Raw genomic sequence first — 17,060 nt, 5'->3', positions numbered from 1 at the left:
GTACATAAACATGTTATAGTAAATTTTGCGGAGATCAGCTGAGTGAAAACACCGCTGTGCAGGTTATATATTTGTACACTATACAATAAAGGAGCCGTTGCCATGCACCAGCCTAATGAAGTGTTGTTCTATATCGGAACCTATAGTAATGAGAAGGAAGAAGCCATCCTGGTGGGGGCGCTGGATAAGGAAACGGGCGAAATGAGAGTTATGGGCGGCACCCGGGGAATTGAGAATCCCTCCTATCTGGCTGTAAATGCAGCAGGAACTGTATTATATGCGGTAAGTGAACAGGATGAAGGCCAGGTGTATGCCTACGCCATTGAACCCGGCAGCAAAGCGCTGCGCCCGCTGGGCAGCAGAGCTACCGGAGGCGGTGCGCCTTGTTATGTTTCCGTGGCTCCGCAAGGAGATTACATATTTGTATCTAATTATACGGGAGGGAATGTGAATGTATTCCCGCTGAACAGTGACGGTTCGCTGCAGGACATGTCCTCCCAGGTTAAGCATGAAGGTTCAGGAATCCGTGCAGACCGTCAGGATGCGCCCCATCCGCATTCCGTTATTCCCGATAAAACCGGGGATCATGTGCTGGTCTGCGATCTCGGACTGGATCAGATTGTGTTCTACCGCGTGGAGGAGGGCAAGCTGGTCACACACCGCGAAGTGGATTTGCCGCCGGGCTCCGGACCGCGCCATCTGGCTGTACATCCTTCACGACAATGGATCTATCTGGTGAATGAATTGAATAACACGGTTACAGTATTTGCGGATGACGAGCAGCAGGGCAACCTCAAGATCCTGCAGAATGTCAGCTCGCTTCCTGAGCATTACACGGCCGGAAGTGATGATACAGCGGCGGATATTCACGTCTCCCCATGCGGAAGATACCTGTACGTATCGAACCGGGGACATGACAGCATCGCCCTGTTCCACATTGATAATGCGACAGGTCTGCTGGAAGCAGAGGATTGGGTCATCTCCGGCGGCCGGACACCGCGTAATTTCGCCATTATCAGCGGCATGCTGCTTGCCGCTAACCAGAACAGCGGCAACATCGTATCCTTCCGGATCGACAGCGAGAGCGGCCGGCTGATTCCTACGGGTAATGAACTGGAGGTTCCGTCTCCGGTCTGTGTAGTGGCTGTTTGATAGAGCGGATTATCCTATTATGATTTGAAATCCTGTACGAAATACAACATTTCCCTTTCCATAAGCAGATTAACATAACAATTCTGGTATTTCCTGCAACAATCGCCCGATAACGCCGCCATCTGTGGATCCAAGTTGTAATTCATGCAACATTTAAGCCTGTAGAGATGCCTATAGAGTGCGGGCTTAAGAATAAGGATTTCCCTTTTCCGGGTTCACGCCAAAAGAACGTCCCTCTGCCCGCTGGCAGTCTGGGACGTTCTTTGTTTGGGCTCATTATATACCCTTGTGGCACAAGGGACACGGAACAGTAATTTTATCGTCTGAGCATGCTGTTTACTGCATCCCCCGCAGCTGGTCATCCCGCTCATAGAATCCGATGTCATCCAGCATAATCTTGTCATCTTCGCCTTGCAGGTAGAAGGTGATTTCGGTCAGCTTGTCCGGATCAAGCGCTGGCTCTTCTTCAAGAAACAGCTCAAAGGGCAGCTCGTAGGTCTGGAAGACGGCTTCCGAGCGGTCGCCGAACTTGCCGTCGCTGATCCGCTCCTCCAGCCAGGGGCTGATCGTGAATTCGGTCTGCGGCAAGGGCAGAATCTCCATTACCTCATCCAGGGGCAGCCGTGCCGTGACTTCATTACTGTCGGTCAGCTCCACCTCCACATCGGGAGAGACGGCAGCCCGAGACGGTTCAGCTGCATCGTCATCAGCATCTGAATTACGGTTAGCCAAGGAGAAGGCTAAGCCCTCTGCAGCGGAATCGGCAAGATTACGGGTGAGTGCTTCACTAAGCTTGATACTGTAGGATGCCTCAACCGAATCCGCATCACCAGCTCCAGTCTGGTTCTCAGCGGTGCTGCCGCGCTCCAACAGAATACCGTAAGAGGGTTTGTTCTTGGACTCGCGGTCCTTGGCCGCTTCTTCACTCCAGGTGAGGCCTTCAGCTGTGGCAGTGCCGCCCTTCACCGTATTTCTTTTGCGGTCTTCCTCATAGTTCGCTACCGTAATGTAAGTCCCGCTCTGGAACCGGTTATAATAGGCGGTATCCGGCAGCCACTGCGCGCCGCTGCGGTAATCACGGAACAATTGCTGATATTCCGCCTTCCCGTGCAGCGTAGTCTCCAGGAATGCAGAGACATAGACCTTGGCAATCTGCCGCTGCTCATCTCCATCCATAATATCTGTACGTTTCAGGAACAGCCCCGTCGGCAGCGTCTGGTCAAACAGCCCCCAGTCTGTATTGAACTGGCTGTGATTGGCATCCGCAATATAGAGCGAGCTTTTGAAAGCCGGAGTGCTGCCGGTGTAGGAAGCGCGCATATACTGCCGGTCCCCGTAGAAGTCATGCACATCACCGTCACGGGCGCCCTGCAGCGTCAGATAATTCACATCCACCAGACTGGCCTGTTTGCTGTCAATGGCTTTATCCGTAGGAGCCAGCGCAATAACAGAAGTGATATTGAACCGCTTCGTTGCCGCCAGTGCCGGATCACCAGTGAACCAGCGCGAAGCATCCGCAGCCATGGCTACAGCCTGACCGCCGCGGCTATGGCCCAGCAATGCAGTATGGTCATAATCGACCTTCTGATAGAAAGGTGTCCCGGATTGCTCCGCGAAGCTTGCAATCTGCTGCAGATGCTTCAGAATCATCCAGGTCCGCACCTCGAAGTCCTTATCCGGGATGCCGGACCAAGCAGAATAATTCAGGAAGTTCTCATCCAGCGAGATGGCGATAAATCCCCGGCTGGCCAGCAGTTCCCCGAGATAGGCGTATCCACCCTCGGAATAATCCTCCATCATATGGTTGCCATGCACCATAAGCACGAGCGGATAAGGCCCGTCTCCGTCAGGCATCCAGACCCGGGCATTCAGAGGAAGCGCACCGGGATCGAATCCCCAGAATAGGGTGCGCAGCGCAGGCCATGATTTGATGTACTCCGTAGCATCCACAGAAGCCGAGAGGAGCGCGGCATCTCCGCCATACTCTGTACGGTGCAGGTCCTGGCCGCTCCCATAGGTGAAGCTGTGGAACGTATAGTCCCCCGGCTGTCCGGGATCGGCAGCAGCCGCAGGAAGAACCTTACCGTCTGCAGCCAATGTCTTAACCGATGGGGAAGGAGCAGGGCTGCTTCCCGTCCCATAGGCCAGAGCCAAGGGGGTCAGGACAAGAACCGCTGCCAGAAGCCCGCCGGTGAGGGTTCTCCGGGTCCGCAGCAGACCGGCTGCAAGACCTCCCAGTCCCCCGGCCAAAGCTGTGATACCAGCGATGGCTGCTGCAGCCTCAAGCTCCAGATCAGCGTAATACAGAATAAGCAGCACGGCGCTCAGTGCACTGAGCCAAGAGCCCGTGAACAGCCGCGGAATACGCAGTCCGGTTAAGGAGAGCAGCACAGCCAGCAGGTTGCCGGCCAGCGCCATTACAAGGGTTCCCGCGCCGGCAGCCAGTATAATATCTGCTGCACTCCCAAGCCCTGTAGGGATGCCCATAACGGCTATAGTAAAAGCCAGAATACATAGAATCCAAGGACCGCAGAGCGCAATCCTCCATAAGGCTGTATCATACCGGTACGTTTCTAAGATGCGTCTTCCCATTTCATTGAGTATGCGCCTGTGCAGGCGTGGTCCCTGCGGTGCGGGTACATACTCCAAATCCATTCCCATGATAGTTTCCCCCGACAATTTGTGGCAATAGAGGCTGCAGAAATCCGGCAGAACTCATCTCTAGTAATTCAACTTATATCTAGTAATTCGACCTATAAGATGTAGCAATAATATTACTTTAAGGCATCAATAACAAGTGGGTCTTACAGGAACGGCCGCCACTTGCTGCCGCCGGGCGGAATAGAGCCGTCTTTCATCCAAATTGAAAAAATGGTTTGACAGCGCGCAGAGCATTCAGTAATATATCTGTATAACCTACTAAATGGGTAGGAATAATCAAATAAGTTCTTACCGTACAGACGGAGGAACGCCTGCTTCAGGCTCGCAGATACGCGTCCATAGGACCGGTTTGACCAGCCGCAAGTGGGCTTTCCTGCGTCTTTTTTTGACGGAAATCAACCAACAGGAAATTCACAATGATAATGCAATTACATGAACATTATGGGGGAGTGGTTTGTAATGAAAAAAGGGATCAAGAAGGGGCTTATCGCCGGGTTCACACTATTATTGACGGCAGGGCTTACTGCTTGCGGCAGCAACAATGGAGGGAACAGTGCGGGCGCGGCAACAGAGGCTCCGGCAGCAACAGAGGCGGCTGGGAATACGGCGGCTGCACCGGAGGCAACGAAAGCTCCAGCCAAAGATCCGGTCGAACTGCTGAATGTGTCCTACGACCCTACACGTGAACTATATGAGAATTATAACAAGGCATTCGCCGCTTACTGGGAGCAGGAGACAGGCCAGAAGGTTACGATCAAACAATCGCATGGCGGATCAGGCAAGCAGAGCCGCGCTGTACTCGACGGTCTGGAAGCAGATGTAGTTACGCTGGCGCTCGGATATGACATTGATGCTCTTCAGGAAACGGGTCTTATCAGCGCGGACTGGCAGAGTAAATATGAGCATAACAGCTCCCCGTATACTTCCACCATCGTATTCCTTGTGCGTAAAGGCAACCCGAAAGGCATCAAGGACTGGCCGGATCTGCTGAAGGATGATGTGGAGGTAATCACTCCGAACCCTAAGACTTCCGGTGGTGCGCGCTGGAACTACCTGGCAGCCTGGGGGTATGCGCTTGACCGGAATAATAATGATGAAGCCAAAGCCCAGGAGTTCGTACAGAAGCTGTTCAAAAATGTACCTGTACTGGACACCGGGGCGCGCGGCTCTACAACTACCTTCGTTGAACGCGGAATCGGTGACGTGCTGATCGCCTGGGAGAATGAAGCCTACCTGTCCATCAAGGAGCTGGGTCCGGATAAATTCGAGATTGTAAATCCGTCGGAGAGCATTCTGGCCGAGCCGCCGGTAGCCGTGGTGGATAAGATTGTTGACAAGAGAGGCACCCGTGAGGTCGCAGCAGCTTATCTGAAATACCTTTACACCGAAGAAGGCCAGAAAATCGCCGCCGAGAACTATTACCGTCCGACCCTGGACAGCGTGAAGGAACAGTACAAGGATCAATTCCCTGAGATCAAACTGTTCACACTGGCAGACAAATTCGGAACCTGGAAGGAAACCCAGGAGAAGCACTTTAATGATGGCGGAATCTTCGACAAAATCTACGTGCCGGGCAGCTGATAGCAAGCTACGGGATGGAGCTAAGCAGAACAAATAAGGCGAATTTTGCAGGCGGGGTCCCGCCCGGTTGCTGATCGGCCAACGAGCCGAAGGCAGGAAAGGATGAATGGGCAAATGAATGTCACCACAAAAGCTGCTGCGGGGGCTGTGTCACGGCGCAGACTTCTGCCGGGTTTCGGAATTACGATGGGGTTCAGCGTATTGTATCTGAGTCTTGTCGTTCTGCTGCCGCTGTCAGCGCTGCTCTTCAATTCGACGGGACTCAGCTGGGCGAAGTTCTGGGATGTGGCTACGGATACCCGTGTCCTGGCCTCTTTTCGGGTCAGTCTGAGTACAGCGGCAGCTGCGGCCCTGATCGATGCTGTTCTGGGGCTGCTGCTGGCCTGGGTGCTGGTACGCTATGAATTTCCGGGCAAAAGGCTATTCGACGCCCTGATCGATCTGCCATTCGCGCTCCCTACAGCTGTGGCCGGTGTGTCATTGACCGCACTTTATTCCCAGAACGGCTGGATCGGCTCCCTGCTGGAGCCGCTGGGCTTCCGGGTAGCCTTCACGCCGCTAGGCATTACGCTGGCGCTGATGTTTATCGGCATTCCCTTTGTAGTCCGCACGGTTCAGCCCGTGCTGGAGGATCTGGACAGGGATATGGAAGAGGCATCGGCCACACTGGGAGCAGGACGCTGGCGGACCTTCGTGCGGATTGTGATGCCGGAGCTGCTCCCGCCGCTGCTTACGGGCTTTGCACTGGCTTTTGCCCGGGGCATCGGCGAATACGGCTCCGTTGTATTTATCTCCGGCAATATGCCGATGCGTACAGAGATTGCTCCGCTGCTCATCATGTCCAAGCTGGAGCAGTTCGATTACGCCGGAGCGACAGCCGTGGCGCTGCTGCTTCTGCTGATCTCCTTCCTGATGCTGCTGGTCATCAACAGCCTTCAGCACTGAGCGCGGAAGAGCTAACGTTAAGGATTCAGGAAATCTGGGACAACGGCGGCCATTCAAGATGGCCTAGGCTCCATAAAACTTAAGTGAATGCTTCCGAAGCGAGTTTTATTGCGATGTTTATCGAGGAGCGGAGGCTCCATAAAACTTTTAGGAGGAATAAAAATGGCCGGTATGGTTCCCTTACAAGTCCCCGCGCCGCGTAAAAGCTTGTCGTCACCCCGGACGACTGAATCCAAAGCGGTGAAATGGGTGCTCATTTCCCTTGCCGGACTTGTATTGCTATGGCTGATTGCCCTGCCGCTGATTATCGTGCTGGTGGAGTCGCTGAAGCGGGGACTGGATGTCTACTGGGCCGCGCTGACCGACCCGGATGCCGCCTCGGCGCTGAAGCTGACCCTGCTGGTCGCGGCCATTACGGTTCCGCTGAATACGATCTTTGGTGTAGCGGCGGCGTGGGCAGTGACTAAGTTCCGTTTTCGCGGCAAGGGCTTTCTGATTACGCTGATCGATCTGCCGTTTGCTGTATCGCCGGTGATTGGCGGATTGATCTTTATTCTGGTGTTCGGCTCGCATGGCTGGTTCGGTCCTTGGCTGAGCAATCACGAGATCAAGATAGTTTTCGCTTTGCCGGGTATTGTGCTGGCTACGCTGTTTATCACCTTCCCTTTTGTGGCGCGTGAGCTGATTCCGCTGATGGAGCAGCAGGGCACACAGGAGGAGGAAGCGGCGATTACGCTCGGTGCGCACGGCTGGCTGATCTTCTGGCGCGTGACGCTGCCCAATATCAAGTGGGGTCTGCTGTACGGTATTATTCTCTGTAATGCACGGGCGATGGGGGAGTTCGGGGCGGTATCCGTGGTATCCGGGCATATCCGGGGAGAGACGAATACCCTGCCGCTTCATGTCGAGATTCTGTATAACGAATATCAATTCTCGGCATCCTTCGCCGTTGCCTCCCTGTTGCTCCTGCTGGCCCTGGTGACGATGATCGTCAAGAGCCTGATTTTACGTAAAAGTGCTCATTGACAGTCCTTGGGGTCCGTGCTAAGTTAATTCATAGTATACAAGGTGGTAATAACGGAATAACGGGATTTAGGCGGAGATACTCCCCTGTCCGGGGAAAGGGAGGCTGGAGAATGGCTAAACCACTGAAAGTGGATGAGGTATGGCTTGCGCGGATAACGGAACTTCTCGACGATATGGAGTTCGGCTCATTGCATATTGTGGTGCATGAAGGTCAAATCGTACAGATGGAGCGCACAGAGCGCAAACGTTTCGAGAACAGCACAGCAAATGCACGTTATAGTGGAGAGACCGGAAGCCGGCGGACCGATTCCCGTTCTGCGGGACGAGGATAGCAATCTGTAGTGCACTGATAAATGATCATACATTTCCGTGAACGGAAAAAAGGGGTATCTCACAAGCCTGGAAATGGCTGAATGAGGTACCCCTTTATTGTGCCAGAGCCTTATTCTAGCGTCGCCTTAGTAGCGTGTGTTGCGCCGTGATCCGCTGATTCCCTCCACCAGCAGGATGAGGGCAGTGATGGCATGCATAATCCAGCCGACAAAAGGAATCAAACCGACCACCGAGGTGACGATACCCACCGCGTTACCGATGATAGATCCGCGTTCTCTCAGCAGAATAATTACAGCTACGGCATGGAGCAGAAAAGCAACCCCCAGCGGTACCCAGGCATTGGCTACGACAAATGCCCCGCCGATGAACGGCAGTGCCAGAAAAGCCTCATAAGCGAAAGTTCCCCATTTGAATAATTTCCCTATCGGAGACATAATAACTCCACCAGCCTTCCAAGTAGTCTTATAAAGATCCTATTCCACAGTTTACCCAAGGATACGGGCGAAGAATAACCCTGTGCCGGCAACAGATGCAGAACCGTTTGTATTTCTGAGTAATTGTACGCTGGGGGAGGCGGGACGTTTCATTTTTCCGGATACGATAGGCGCTGCCTTGCCTCGAAACCTTAGAGTCATATATATTGGTAACAGTATGGCAGGCACATCTAAGTGCAGGCGGTTAATCGGGATAGGGGGATAACGTATGGAAAAGGCATTACAGCCGGATATCCGGCATGAACTGCCCTCAGTGGAGCAATATCTGGCCCTGCGGCTGGAGGCCGGGCTTAGTCCCATGAGTGTGGAGGGCGCCGGAATCGGGCTGCCCCGTTCTGCTTTTGCAGTAACCTTGTATGAAGAAGATATATTGGTTGGAATGGGACGGGTAATCGGGGACGGCGGATGCTTTTTTCAGGTGACCGATATTGCCGTGAAGCCTTCCTTCCAGGGGCAGGGTCTGGGGAAAATAATTATGGGGGAAATCCGCCAGTTTCTGGATACCGTGCCGGACAAGGCGTATATTAGTCTCATTGCTGACGGGGAAGCCTCCAAGCTGTATGCCCAATATGGATTCGCACCGGTCCTGCCGGATTCTCAGGGGATGTTCCTGCGGCGTTAATGATGAATGGATGAACAGTGCTGCAAACAAATACGAAAGTGAGGCAACAAGAGAATGGATATCGTAGTATTTGGTGCATCGGGTAAGATCGGAAGTGCGATTGTAGAAGAAGCGTTAAAAAGAAAACATGAGGTTACCGCTGCCGTCCGCAAACCGGAGGTCTTCAGTATTCAGCATGATCGGCTTAAGGTTGTTGCAGCCGACCTGCTGGACCCGGCCACGGTAACGGCAGCACTGCACGGACATGAAGAGGTAATCAGTGCATTCGGCCCGGCGCCAGGGCATGAGAATGATCTGCTGCAGGCTGCGGATTCCCTGTTGACAGGGATGCGTGCCGCCGGGCTCCAGCGCCTTATCGTTATTGGCGGGGCAGGCAGCCTGAAGACAGAAACCGGGGAGTGGCTGATGGACACGGCTGATTTCCCGGAGAACTTCCGTCCGCTTGCGTCGGCTCACGCCAATGCCTATGAAATCTACAGTGGATCAGAGCTGGATTATACGTACCTGAGTCCGCCTGCTGCCATTATCGCCGGACGCCGTACCGGCCAGTTCCGGATTGGTCTGGACCGGCTGATTGTGGACGAGAACGGACGGAGCAGCATCAGCATCCAGGATTTCGCGGTAGCGGTTATCGATGAGCTGGAGGAAGGCAATTTCAGCAAGGCCCGGTTTACTGTGGGATATTAATAGATACAGATTAAGCTTGTCAGGAAATAAAGCGGCCTAGAATGCGCAGGCTTCGTAAGCTTAAAGCCCGTCCTCTTGAACGCTCAGGAGGGCTTTTTGCTGTCATTCCGGGCGCCTTAGCCGGATGGCGATGTGTCAAAGTCTGCAATTTGCTTGATTCTATAGTACTGGGTACAATCGAAGCAACTTAAGGAGGGCTTGGCTATGGATGTAGTAACTGCGGAGGAGATGCGTGCATTCGACCGCGAGACGATTGAGCGGCTGGGAATTCCGGCAATTGCGCTGATGGAGAACGCCGGACGGGCGATTGCCGAGGAGGTCATCGCATTGTGCCGGCGGCGCGGGGCAGGCGCGGGCGGTGGCACAGGGAGCACGGCCGCAGAGGAGCGAAGCTTCGGGGCAGGAGCCGTGGGCGGCGCGGGCGGAGGAAGCGGAGGAACGCTGAGCTATGGAGCGGGCGCGGTGGGCGGCGGAAGCGGAGGCGAAGGAACGCAGAGCTATGCGCCCGGCGGGCCGGCGATCCAGCCGCCGGGCTTCTCGGTCAGCGCCGACCCGGCGCTGACGCTTACCGCTGCCGGCGGCGAGCACTGGCTCGTCCTCGCCGGCAAAGGCAACAACGGCGGCGACGGGCTCGCCGCCGCCAGGCACCTGCGTGAGGCCGGCATCGCCGTCACGCTGGTGTACGCGGCCGCGCCGGAGTCGCTGGCCGGCGAAGCCGCGCTGCAGCGGGATGCCGCTGCAGCCATGGGCATCCCTGCCGTAGTCTACGGCAGGGATGCGGTGGACCTTGCCGCATGCAGCGGCATCGTAGATGCGCTGCTCGGCACAGGCAGCGCGGGAGCCCCGCGCGGTGCCTATGCCGAGCTGATTGCCGCTGCGAACGCCAGCGGCAGGCTTATTGTGTCCGCGGACATCCCCAGCGGGCTGGACGCGGACACGGGCGAGACGCATGAGCCCTGCATTCATGCGGCGGTGACCGTCTGCCTCGCGTTCCTCAAACGCGGGCTGCTGCAGTATCCCGGCGCCGGAGCAGCCGGGCAGGTGGTGGTCCGCTCCATCGGCATCCCCGCTGCCCTGGCGCGTGAGAGCGGCGTCCGGGTCAGCCTGCTGACGCCGGAAGTGCTGCGGACACGTCTGCAGGTCGACGTGTCGCGCCGCCGTTCGCCCGAAGGCCACAAGGGCACTTACGGGCATGTCCTGCTGGCAGCAGGAAGCCTGCGCATGAGCGGCGCCGGCCTGCTGTGCGCCCGCGCTGCGCTGCGCGCCGGCTGCGGGCTGGTAACGTGGGCGCTGCCGGATAAGCTGCTGCCCTATGTGATCGGCTGCACACCTGAGCTGATGCTGGCTCCGGTATCCGGCGGCGACGGGGAATGGAATGCCGGTACGGCGGCTGAAGTGCTGCAGCTAAGCGAGAGCCGCGATTGTATAGCTGTCGGCCCCGGTCTTGGCCGGTTCACTGAAGATACGGATTGGCTCCGCAGACTTTGGGAGGAGACGGATTCCCCCCTGATTCTCGATGCGGATGCGCTGAATATACTGGCGGATGCCGATTACGGGTCCTGGACCCGCCGCCATCCGGTAATTCTGACCCCGCATCCCGGGGAGATGGCCCGGCTGGCAGGGACTTCTACAGTCCAGGTGCAGCGTGACCGGATCGGATTGGCGCTGTCTTATGCCGCAGCGCACGGTGTCATCCTGGTGCTTAAGGGAGCCCATACAGTAATAGCAACCCCCGGAGGACAGGCTTATGTTAACATCACGGGTCATCCGGGTATGGGAACCGGCGGTGCGGGGGATGTGCTGACCGGAATCATCTCCGGTCTGCTGGCCCAGGGCCTGGATGCTGCACAAGCGGCAGCCTTTGGGGTCTATCTCCACGGGCTGGCCGGAGAACGGGCCGCCCGGAAGCGGGCCAACCCGGCGGCCTTGATCGCCGGGGATATTATTGAGGCGCTGTGAACCGTAACTCCGGAGCTGCTGCGGCTCATTATCTATAGACCTTACCCGTGTGATCCTGACGCTTCTGCTGCGCCCGTAAGAGCTACCGGTAGAACTGTTCTGCCCTGAATGGTTTAATATTACGGCTCTGCCAGCGGCGGCACTGTATCAGAATAAGACCAGGCAGAGCAGTGGAATAAACAAGGCGAAGAAGGGAAGCAGGAGCGGGTAGCGTTCACCGGCAATCTGGGCGAACCGGAACAACAACAGCACTACAAGTCCGGCAAGACCGCTGGTCATTGCATCGCCGCCCTGCTCAGAGGCCAGCCACAGGCCGGCTCCAAAGCCGGCTACGGCGTATAACACCAGGGCCGGACTGAGCGAAGTGGACCGGAACATGCGCAGCAGGGCGTCGGCAAGTATCGCTGCCGGTAATCCGTAAGCGTAAATGGCATAAGGCACCGATACCGGCCAGCCTTCCGGCACTCCGCCTTCGTATCCATGGATGAGCATAAACAGGGAAACGAGAATAAAGGTCAGTCCGGCGGCCGACAGCTTGGTCAGTGCGTACATGCCCGCAGTCAGGCGGACAGAAGGCAGATCATAATCCTTATGTGTGGTCATCGCTTAACATCCTTTCGGGGTGGGTGAAGAGCACGGCCGGGATGACCGGACGAATCCGGCGCATGAATCAGCTTGTAACCATGTCCCCTCCGTTAACATGAATACAGGTGCCTGTTACATAGGAAGCATCAGGGCTGGCCAGATAGACATAGGCTCCTGCCAGCTCATAAGGCTGTGCCGCCCGCTTGAATGGGGTGTCTGTGCCGAATACACTGACCTCTTCAGCGGAATAGCTGGAAGGAATCAGCGGTGTCCATACCGGACCGGGAGCCACACTGTTGACACGGATGCCGCTGTCCGCCAGTGATAGAGCCAGAGAGCGGGTGAAGGAGACAACGGCGCCTTTGGTGGATGAATAGTCAATGAGCTCCTTGTTGCCCTGATAAGCGGTAATGGAGGCGGTGTTAATAATGCAGCTTCCTTTGTGCAGATGCGGGAGTGCGGCCTGGGTCAGGAAGAAGAAAGGAAAGATATTGGTACGGTAGGTCTGGTACAGCTGCTCCTCCGTGATATCCAGAATGCTCTTCTGCGGATATTGAACGGCGTGGTTATTCACCAGAATGTCGAGCTTGCCGAAGGTCCGCACGGTGTGCTCCACCGCTTCGAAGCAGCACTCTTTATAGCGCAGATCCGTCTCAATCCGCAGGCAGCGGCGTCCAAGCTCTTCTATCCGGTGCTGCGTAGCTGCGGCATCAGAAGCTTCGTCCAAGTAAGCGATGGCAATATCTGCCCCTTCTTTGGCAAAAGCGATGGCGGTTGCTCTTCCAATGCCGCTGTCTCCGCCGGTAATCAGGGCAACCTTTCCTTGGAGCCTGCCGCTGCTGCTCTCGGGGTTCTCGCTGAGCGGACGCGGATTCATCAGACTCTCCAGACCCGGCTGGCGGTCCTGATGCTGTGGGGGGAAGGCGATAGGCTGCACGCGGCATACCGTTTTTTCTCCGTAATAGGGGTAAACGGGATTCATCGGGTGATACTCCTCCTTGCCTGTTGGCTCTCCGTATATTGGTATGCATCCGCCCAGAAAAGCGTGCGCCGCAGTCCTTTTCTGGGAGATTCATCAGACGGCCTTATCTTTACATACTAAAAACTCAGAAATGGAGAGAATAACTAATGCTATACAGACCAATGACAGCCGATGATTACGAGGCAGCTTATCAATTATGGGAGAATACAGACGGGATGGGGCTTAGTGAAGCGGACTCGCGCGGGGAAATTATCCGTTATCTGGAGCGTAATCCGGGAATCAGCCAGGTGTGTGTGGATGAGGACGGTACACTTGCGGGTACTGCGGTGTGCGGACATGACGGGCGCAGAGGATATATGTATCATGTGGCTGTCAGCCGCAGCAGCCGGGGTAAGGGGGCCGGGCGTGAGATGGTCACACGCTGCCTGGAGAGACTGCGGGAGGAAGGCATCAGTAAATGCCATCTGATGGTCATCGGGCATAACGCTCTGGGCCGCAGCTTCTGGTCAGGCACCGGCTGGCAGGAGCGGGATGGCCTTGTACTGTTCTCGCGGAACAGCTGATAGGTCACAAACAATGTAATAGTGTAGCTTTTGTCCGGACGCAGTATAATATATACGAGCTTTACAAATGACTTGCACTATTCTATGTGCAATGTCGAATTTTGATAGCGGGAGACCTGAGCGATGCGGTTTAAAGATGTATTCTCAATTATCGGTCCGGCCATGGTCGGACCTTCCAGTTCGCATACAGCGGGGGCGGCGCGGATCGGCAGAGCGGCACGCCAGGTGCTCGGTGAATTGCCGCGTACGGCAGAAGTCACGTTCTTCGGTTCTTTTGCGGCCACGTATCAGGGACATGGAACAGACCGGGCTATTGCCGGAGGTCTGCTGGACTTTACGACCGATGACCACCGGCTGCCGGATTCCATAGAGCTTGCGGCCGAAGCCGGAATGGAGATTTCCTTCGGCCAGGGAACGGGCCTATTCCCCCATCCCAATACGGTCCGCTTGCGGCTTACCGGCAGCGAGAGCGGCACAGAGCTGATGCTTACCGGGATTTCGATCGGCGGCGGAAATATCGAAATTGTTGATATTGACGGGTTCGGCGTGAAGCTTACCGGCATGTATCCAACCGTGCTGATTAATCATATGGACTATCTGGGCGTACTGGCCAGCGTTACGGATGTAATGCGGCAGGGCCAGTGCAATATTGGACATATGTCGCTGGACCGCAAGAACCGCAGCGGAGCAGCCTTGACGGTGCTGGAGCTGGATGAAGCCGCTACACCGGAGCTGCTGCGGAATCTGCGGGCGCTGCCGGCTGTGAAGTCCGTGAAAGTCGTCGATTTGAATGAACAGGCACATGAGCAGAAAGGAAAGGACATTACATCATGAATTTTCAAACACTCAGCCAGCTGGCTGTATTATGTGAAGAGCGGGGTCTGGGAATCGGCGCTCTGATGCTTGAGGAGCAGAGCGCGGAGTCTGGACGTTCCAAGGAGCAGGAGTTCGCTACCATGAGCCAGTATTACGGCGTAATGAAGGAAGCGGTGCACCGCGGCATGCATGAAGACACCACCTCACGCAGCGGTCTGACAGGACTTGACGCCCAGCGTGTGGCTGCTTACAATGCAGCGGATGAACCTTGCCTTGGCGGTCCTGCCGGCCAGGCCATGGCGTATGCTCTTGCGGTTTCGGAAGTGAATGCTTCCATGGGACGGATTATCGCTACGCCGACCGCAGGCTCCTGCGGAATCATCCCCGGGGTGTTCCTGAGCTGTCAGGAGCGCTTCGGCTGGGATGATGACTATATGGTAACCGGCCTGTTCGCGGCTGGAGCCATCGGGTATGTTATCGCCAACAATTCATTTGTATCGGGAGCAGAAGGCGGCTGCCAGGCTGAGGTTGGTTCGGCCATCGGGATGGCAGCGGGGGCTTTGACTGAAATGCGCGGCGGCACACCGGCGCAAGCCGTGCATGCCGTAGGGCTGGCACTGAAGAATACACTGGGGCTGATCTGTGATCCGGTGGGCGGACTTGTGGAGATTCCATGTATTGTCCGTAACGGCTTCGGTGCCGTCACGGCACTTGCTGCGGCCGATATGGCACTGGCCGGTGTCCGCAGTGTGATACCGTCCGATGAAGTGATCAAGGTCATGCTGGAGGTGGGCTCCGCCATGCCCGAGAAGCACCGCGAGACGGCGGGGGGCGGACTGGCACAGACGCCAACCGGCCGCCGGATTATGAAGGATTTACGGAACAAGAAATAAGCTGCGGCAGTTCTCGGACGGCGACCATTTGCGGGGCTATAGCATACGAAACCGTTCAAGCTGATCCCACAGCCCCTCACGCCGGAGGATTTCCTCCTGCTTCGGTCCCATCAGGTCGAAGTGGGGAAAAGGCTGGCGGTTATGAATATATTGCGGCGGAAGACCGTTCTTCCTGCACCACTCCCTCAGGCGGGGGAGATCACTGCACCCGACCTTGGTCACAGTGGTGATGTCAGGAAAACGCTTGTCCAGCCAGTAATGCGTAAGGAACGCGATTTCACCAGCGGAGACTGCTTGCTTCCAGCGGGCTAGTTCTGCTCTGTTAATGCCAAAGGCCATAGCTGTCATCATCCTTATTGATATAGTGAATTGATTATATACAAGAATATAAGATATTTCCGGAAAGGGGAGAAGAACATGAACGGGCAAGTTAGAGCAGATATCCGCCCCGGACTTCAGGTTGATATTGTACTGAAGCAGGATCAGGCGACCGGCAAACTCACACATGGTGCGGTTAAAGACATTCTGACCAATTCGCCCCGCCATCCGCACGGAATCAAAGTGCGGCTGACTGACGGACAGGTAGGACGGGTCAAGAACATTACAGGCTAAGCAGTATACAGAAGAATGAAGAAGCGCCGCGAGCCGGGGCGGCTGTGTCCCTTGGGCAGCCGCCAGGGTAAGAGGCGCTTTTTGATTTGCGTACAGGATCATGAGCCCTGCTTAGCGGCCCATGAATTCCTCTACATACTGGTCTGCCTTGGTCTGATTACATAAATTGCAGGCGCAGACACAGTTGTCCGGCGTAGTGTGCCCGCCCTTGGCACGGGGCAGCAGATGGTCAATGGTATCCCCGTATAAGCCGCAGAAATAGCAGATATACTGGTCCCGGGTCAGAATATAGGCGCGGAAATCCTTATTGCTGTATAAGCGGCGGATCGTACGGCGGTTCACGACAACTGCGGCATGCTCCCGGACAAGCGTTACCGCAAGCGCAAGATCGATCTCCTGATGCCAGCGCCGGCCTTTGTCGCTGTGCCCGCGCATCAGAATCATACCCTTGCCTGAAGGGATGAGCGCAGAGGCATCCTGGGGATCGGGCTTCGGTCCGCGCTGCTGGGGGATCGTGCGTCCCGTTTCTGCACTGCGCGGACGGGCCTTGCCCTTGAGGCCGGAGGTACCCGGGCTGCTGCGGCCTTCCTTGGCACGTTCTGGCAAGGAAGGCTGCCGGACCGGGGCAGCAGGCGGTTTGACAGCTCCGGAGCCCGCTGCAGAGATCGAGACCAGTGTCTTATCCCGCTTGGCAGTCCCCGTACCGGGCGGACGCTCCGGCAGTGCGGGTGCCGCACTTGCACGCAGCGGCGCAGCCGCAGGCCCCGCTTCGCGTAGCTTGCGGCATTCCCGGCAGGCTCCGCGACGGGAGATTCCCTTGGAGCGCTTGCCTGTGCGTCTGCGGAATTCGGAGAGCGGCTTAAGCTGATGGCAATAGGCACATTGTTTGGATGGAGGAAGAATAGTTTCAGTCATAAGTATACTTGGCAGGACGGCACTCAGCCGCAACTGTCCAATCCCTTCTGTATTTTGAAATAGCAACTTATTTACGGTAGACCGCCATGTGATTTCATTGATTTGATAATAGTATAGCGTAAAGCACAGGTATTCACACAGCAGGCGCCAAAAGGCGCTAATCTCCCGGGCTGTGACATCCTTCTTCGCAGTCTTGAGGAAAAACCCGTAAACTCGCAAAGTAAGGCCGTAAAG

Annotated in this window: 18 protein-coding genes; 12 read left to right on the top strand and 6 right to left on the bottom strand. The window is 56.1% G+C overall.

Annotated features, from left to right (window positions below):
- The first annotated feature begins 102 nt into the window (after positions 1-102).
- Positions 103-1,152, top strand: a complete 1,050-nt coding sequence (locus MKX70_RS03540) for a lactonase family protein (protein WP_042232085.1) — start codon at positions 103-105, stop codon at positions 1,150-1,152.
- A gap of 336 nt (positions 1,153-1,488) precedes the next feature.
- Here MKX70_RS03540 and MKX70_RS03535 read toward each other — a convergent pair whose 3' ends face one another.
- Entirely contained in the window at positions 1,489-3,813 is a 2,325-nt protein-coding gene (locus MKX70_RS03535; RefSeq protein ID WP_340781184.1) for an alpha/beta hydrolase family protein, read from the bottom strand.
- A 459-nt stretch (positions 3,814-4,272) separates the two neighbouring features.
- On the opposite strand from MKX70_RS03535, the gene MKX70_RS03530 reads away from it, so the two are divergent.
- From MKX70_RS03530 to MKX70_RS03515, 4 genes are all read left to right on the top strand, one after another.
- A complete protein-coding gene (locus tag MKX70_RS03530; protein WP_340781181.1) occupies positions 4,273-5,394 on the top strand; it encodes a sulfate ABC transporter substrate-binding protein in 1,122 nt (373 codons plus the stop codon).
- Positions 5,395-5,508: 114 nt separating this feature from the next.
- Positions 5,509-6,339, top strand: coding sequence for a sulfate ABC transporter permease subunit CysT (cysT, locus tag MKX70_RS03525; protein ID WP_340781180.1), 831 nt, complete (start codon positions 5,509-5,511; stop codon positions 6,337-6,339).
- Between the two features lie 162 nt (positions 6,340-6,501).
- Positions 6,502-7,365 carry a sulfate ABC transporter permease subunit CysW gene (cysW, locus tag MKX70_RS03520; protein ID WP_042232100.1) on the top strand — a complete coding sequence of 288 codons (864 nt, stop codon included), beginning with the start codon at positions 6,502-6,504 and terminating at the stop codon, positions 7,363-7,365.
- 110 nt (positions 7,366-7,475) lie between these two features.
- Positions 7,476-7,697: a YezD family protein gene (locus MKX70_RS03515; protein ID WP_039299580.1), complete on the top strand. Its 222-nt coding sequence runs from the start codon at positions 7,476-7,478 to the stop codon at positions 7,695-7,697.
- Between the two features lie 126 nt (positions 7,698-7,823).
- Here the strand turns inward: MKX70_RS03515 and MKX70_RS03510 are convergent, their stop codons facing one another.
- Positions 7,824-8,132 carry a hypothetical protein gene (locus MKX70_RS03510; RefSeq protein ID WP_042232103.1) on the bottom strand — a complete coding sequence of 103 codons (309 nt, stop codon included), beginning with the start codon at positions 8,130-8,132 and terminating at the stop codon, positions 7,824-7,826.
- Between the two features lie 268 nt (positions 8,133-8,400).
- Between MKX70_RS03510 and MKX70_RS03505 the strand changes: the two genes are divergently transcribed.
- The 3 genes from MKX70_RS03505 (at position 8,401) to MKX70_RS03495 (ending at position 11,460) form a co-directional block, all read left to right on the top strand.
- On the top strand, positions 8,401-8,814 hold the full coding sequence (locus MKX70_RS03505) for a GNAT family N-acetyltransferase (protein WP_042232105.1): 414 nt from the start codon (positions 8,401-8,403) through the stop codon (positions 8,812-8,814).
- Positions 8,815-8,868: 54 nt separating this feature from the next.
- The gene (locus MKX70_RS03500) at positions 8,869-9,501 is read left to right on the top strand and encodes an NAD(P)-dependent oxidoreductase (protein WP_042232106.1); all 633 of its coding nucleotides are present in this window, start codon (positions 8,869-8,871) and stop codon (positions 9,499-9,501) included.
- A gap of 204 nt (positions 9,502-9,705) precedes the next feature.
- Entirely contained in the window at positions 9,706-11,460 is a 1,755-nt protein-coding gene (locus MKX70_RS03495) for an NAD(P)H-hydrate dehydratase (protein WP_340839555.1), read from the top strand.
- Positions 11,461-11,607: 147 nt separating this feature from the next.
- On the opposite strand, the gene MKX70_RS03490 is transcribed toward MKX70_RS03495, so the two are convergent.
- Both MKX70_RS03490 and MKX70_RS03485 read right to left on the bottom strand, forming a co-directional pair.
- Complete coding sequence (locus MKX70_RS03490; RefSeq protein WP_042232109.1) at positions 11,608-12,063, bottom strand: hypothetical protein; 456 nt, start codon at positions 12,061-12,063, stop codon at positions 11,608-11,610.
- 67 nt (positions 12,064-12,130) lie between these two features.
- The gene (locus MKX70_RS03485) at positions 12,131-13,027 is read right to left on the bottom strand and encodes an SDR family oxidoreductase (protein ID WP_042232112.1); all 897 of its coding nucleotides are present in this window, start codon (positions 13,025-13,027) and stop codon (positions 12,131-12,133) included.
- A 146-nt stretch (positions 13,028-13,173) separates the two neighbouring features.
- Between MKX70_RS03485 and MKX70_RS03480 the strand changes: the two genes are divergently transcribed.
- From MKX70_RS03480 to sdaAA, 3 genes are all read left to right on the top strand, one after another.
- Positions 13,174-13,590, top strand: a complete 417-nt coding sequence (locus MKX70_RS03480; protein ID WP_042232114.1) for a GNAT family N-acetyltransferase — start codon at positions 13,174-13,176, stop codon at positions 13,588-13,590.
- Between the two features lie 123 nt (positions 13,591-13,713).
- Positions 13,714-14,424, top strand: coding sequence for an L-serine ammonia-lyase, iron-sulfur-dependent subunit beta (gene sdaAB / locus MKX70_RS03475; protein ID WP_042232115.1), 711 nt, complete (start codon positions 13,714-13,716; stop codon positions 14,422-14,424).
- Positions 14,421-15,299 carry an L-serine ammonia-lyase, iron-sulfur-dependent, subunit alpha gene (gene sdaAA / locus MKX70_RS03470; protein WP_042133107.1) on the top strand — a complete coding sequence of 293 codons (879 nt, stop codon included), beginning with the start codon at positions 14,421-14,423 and terminating at the stop codon, positions 15,297-15,299. The genes sdaAB and sdaAA overlap by 4 nt, the downstream gene beginning before the upstream one ends.
- A gap of 36 nt (positions 15,300-15,335) precedes the next feature.
- On the opposite strand, the gene MKX70_RS03465 is transcribed toward sdaAA, so the two are convergent.
- Positions 15,336-15,638 carry a hypothetical protein gene (locus MKX70_RS03465; RefSeq protein WP_039310552.1) on the bottom strand — a complete coding sequence of 101 codons (303 nt, stop codon included), beginning with the start codon at positions 15,636-15,638 and terminating at the stop codon, positions 15,336-15,338.
- 78 nt (positions 15,639-15,716) lie between these two features.
- Between MKX70_RS03465 and MKX70_RS03460 the strand changes: the two genes are divergently transcribed.
- Positions 15,717-15,911 (top strand): YwbE family protein, encoded by a 195-nt coding sequence (locus MKX70_RS03460; protein ID WP_042133109.1) that lies wholly within the window; start codon positions 15,717-15,719, stop codon positions 15,909-15,911.
- A 111-nt stretch (positions 15,912-16,022) separates the two neighbouring features.
- Here MKX70_RS03460 and MKX70_RS03455 read toward each other — a convergent pair whose 3' ends face one another.
- Positions 16,023-16,859: an HNH endonuclease gene (locus MKX70_RS03455; protein ID WP_231637762.1), complete on the bottom strand. Its 837-nt coding sequence runs from the start codon at positions 16,857-16,859 to the stop codon at positions 16,023-16,025.
- Positions 16,860-17,060 lie beyond the last annotated feature (201 nt).

Origin of the sequence: Paenibacillus sp. FSL R7-0312, assembly GCF_038004445.1 — a bacterium.
Lineage (GTDB): Bacteria > Bacillota > Bacilli > Paenibacillales > Paenibacillaceae > Paenibacillus_AQ.
This window is presented reverse-complemented; position numbering and strand designations above follow the sequence as displayed.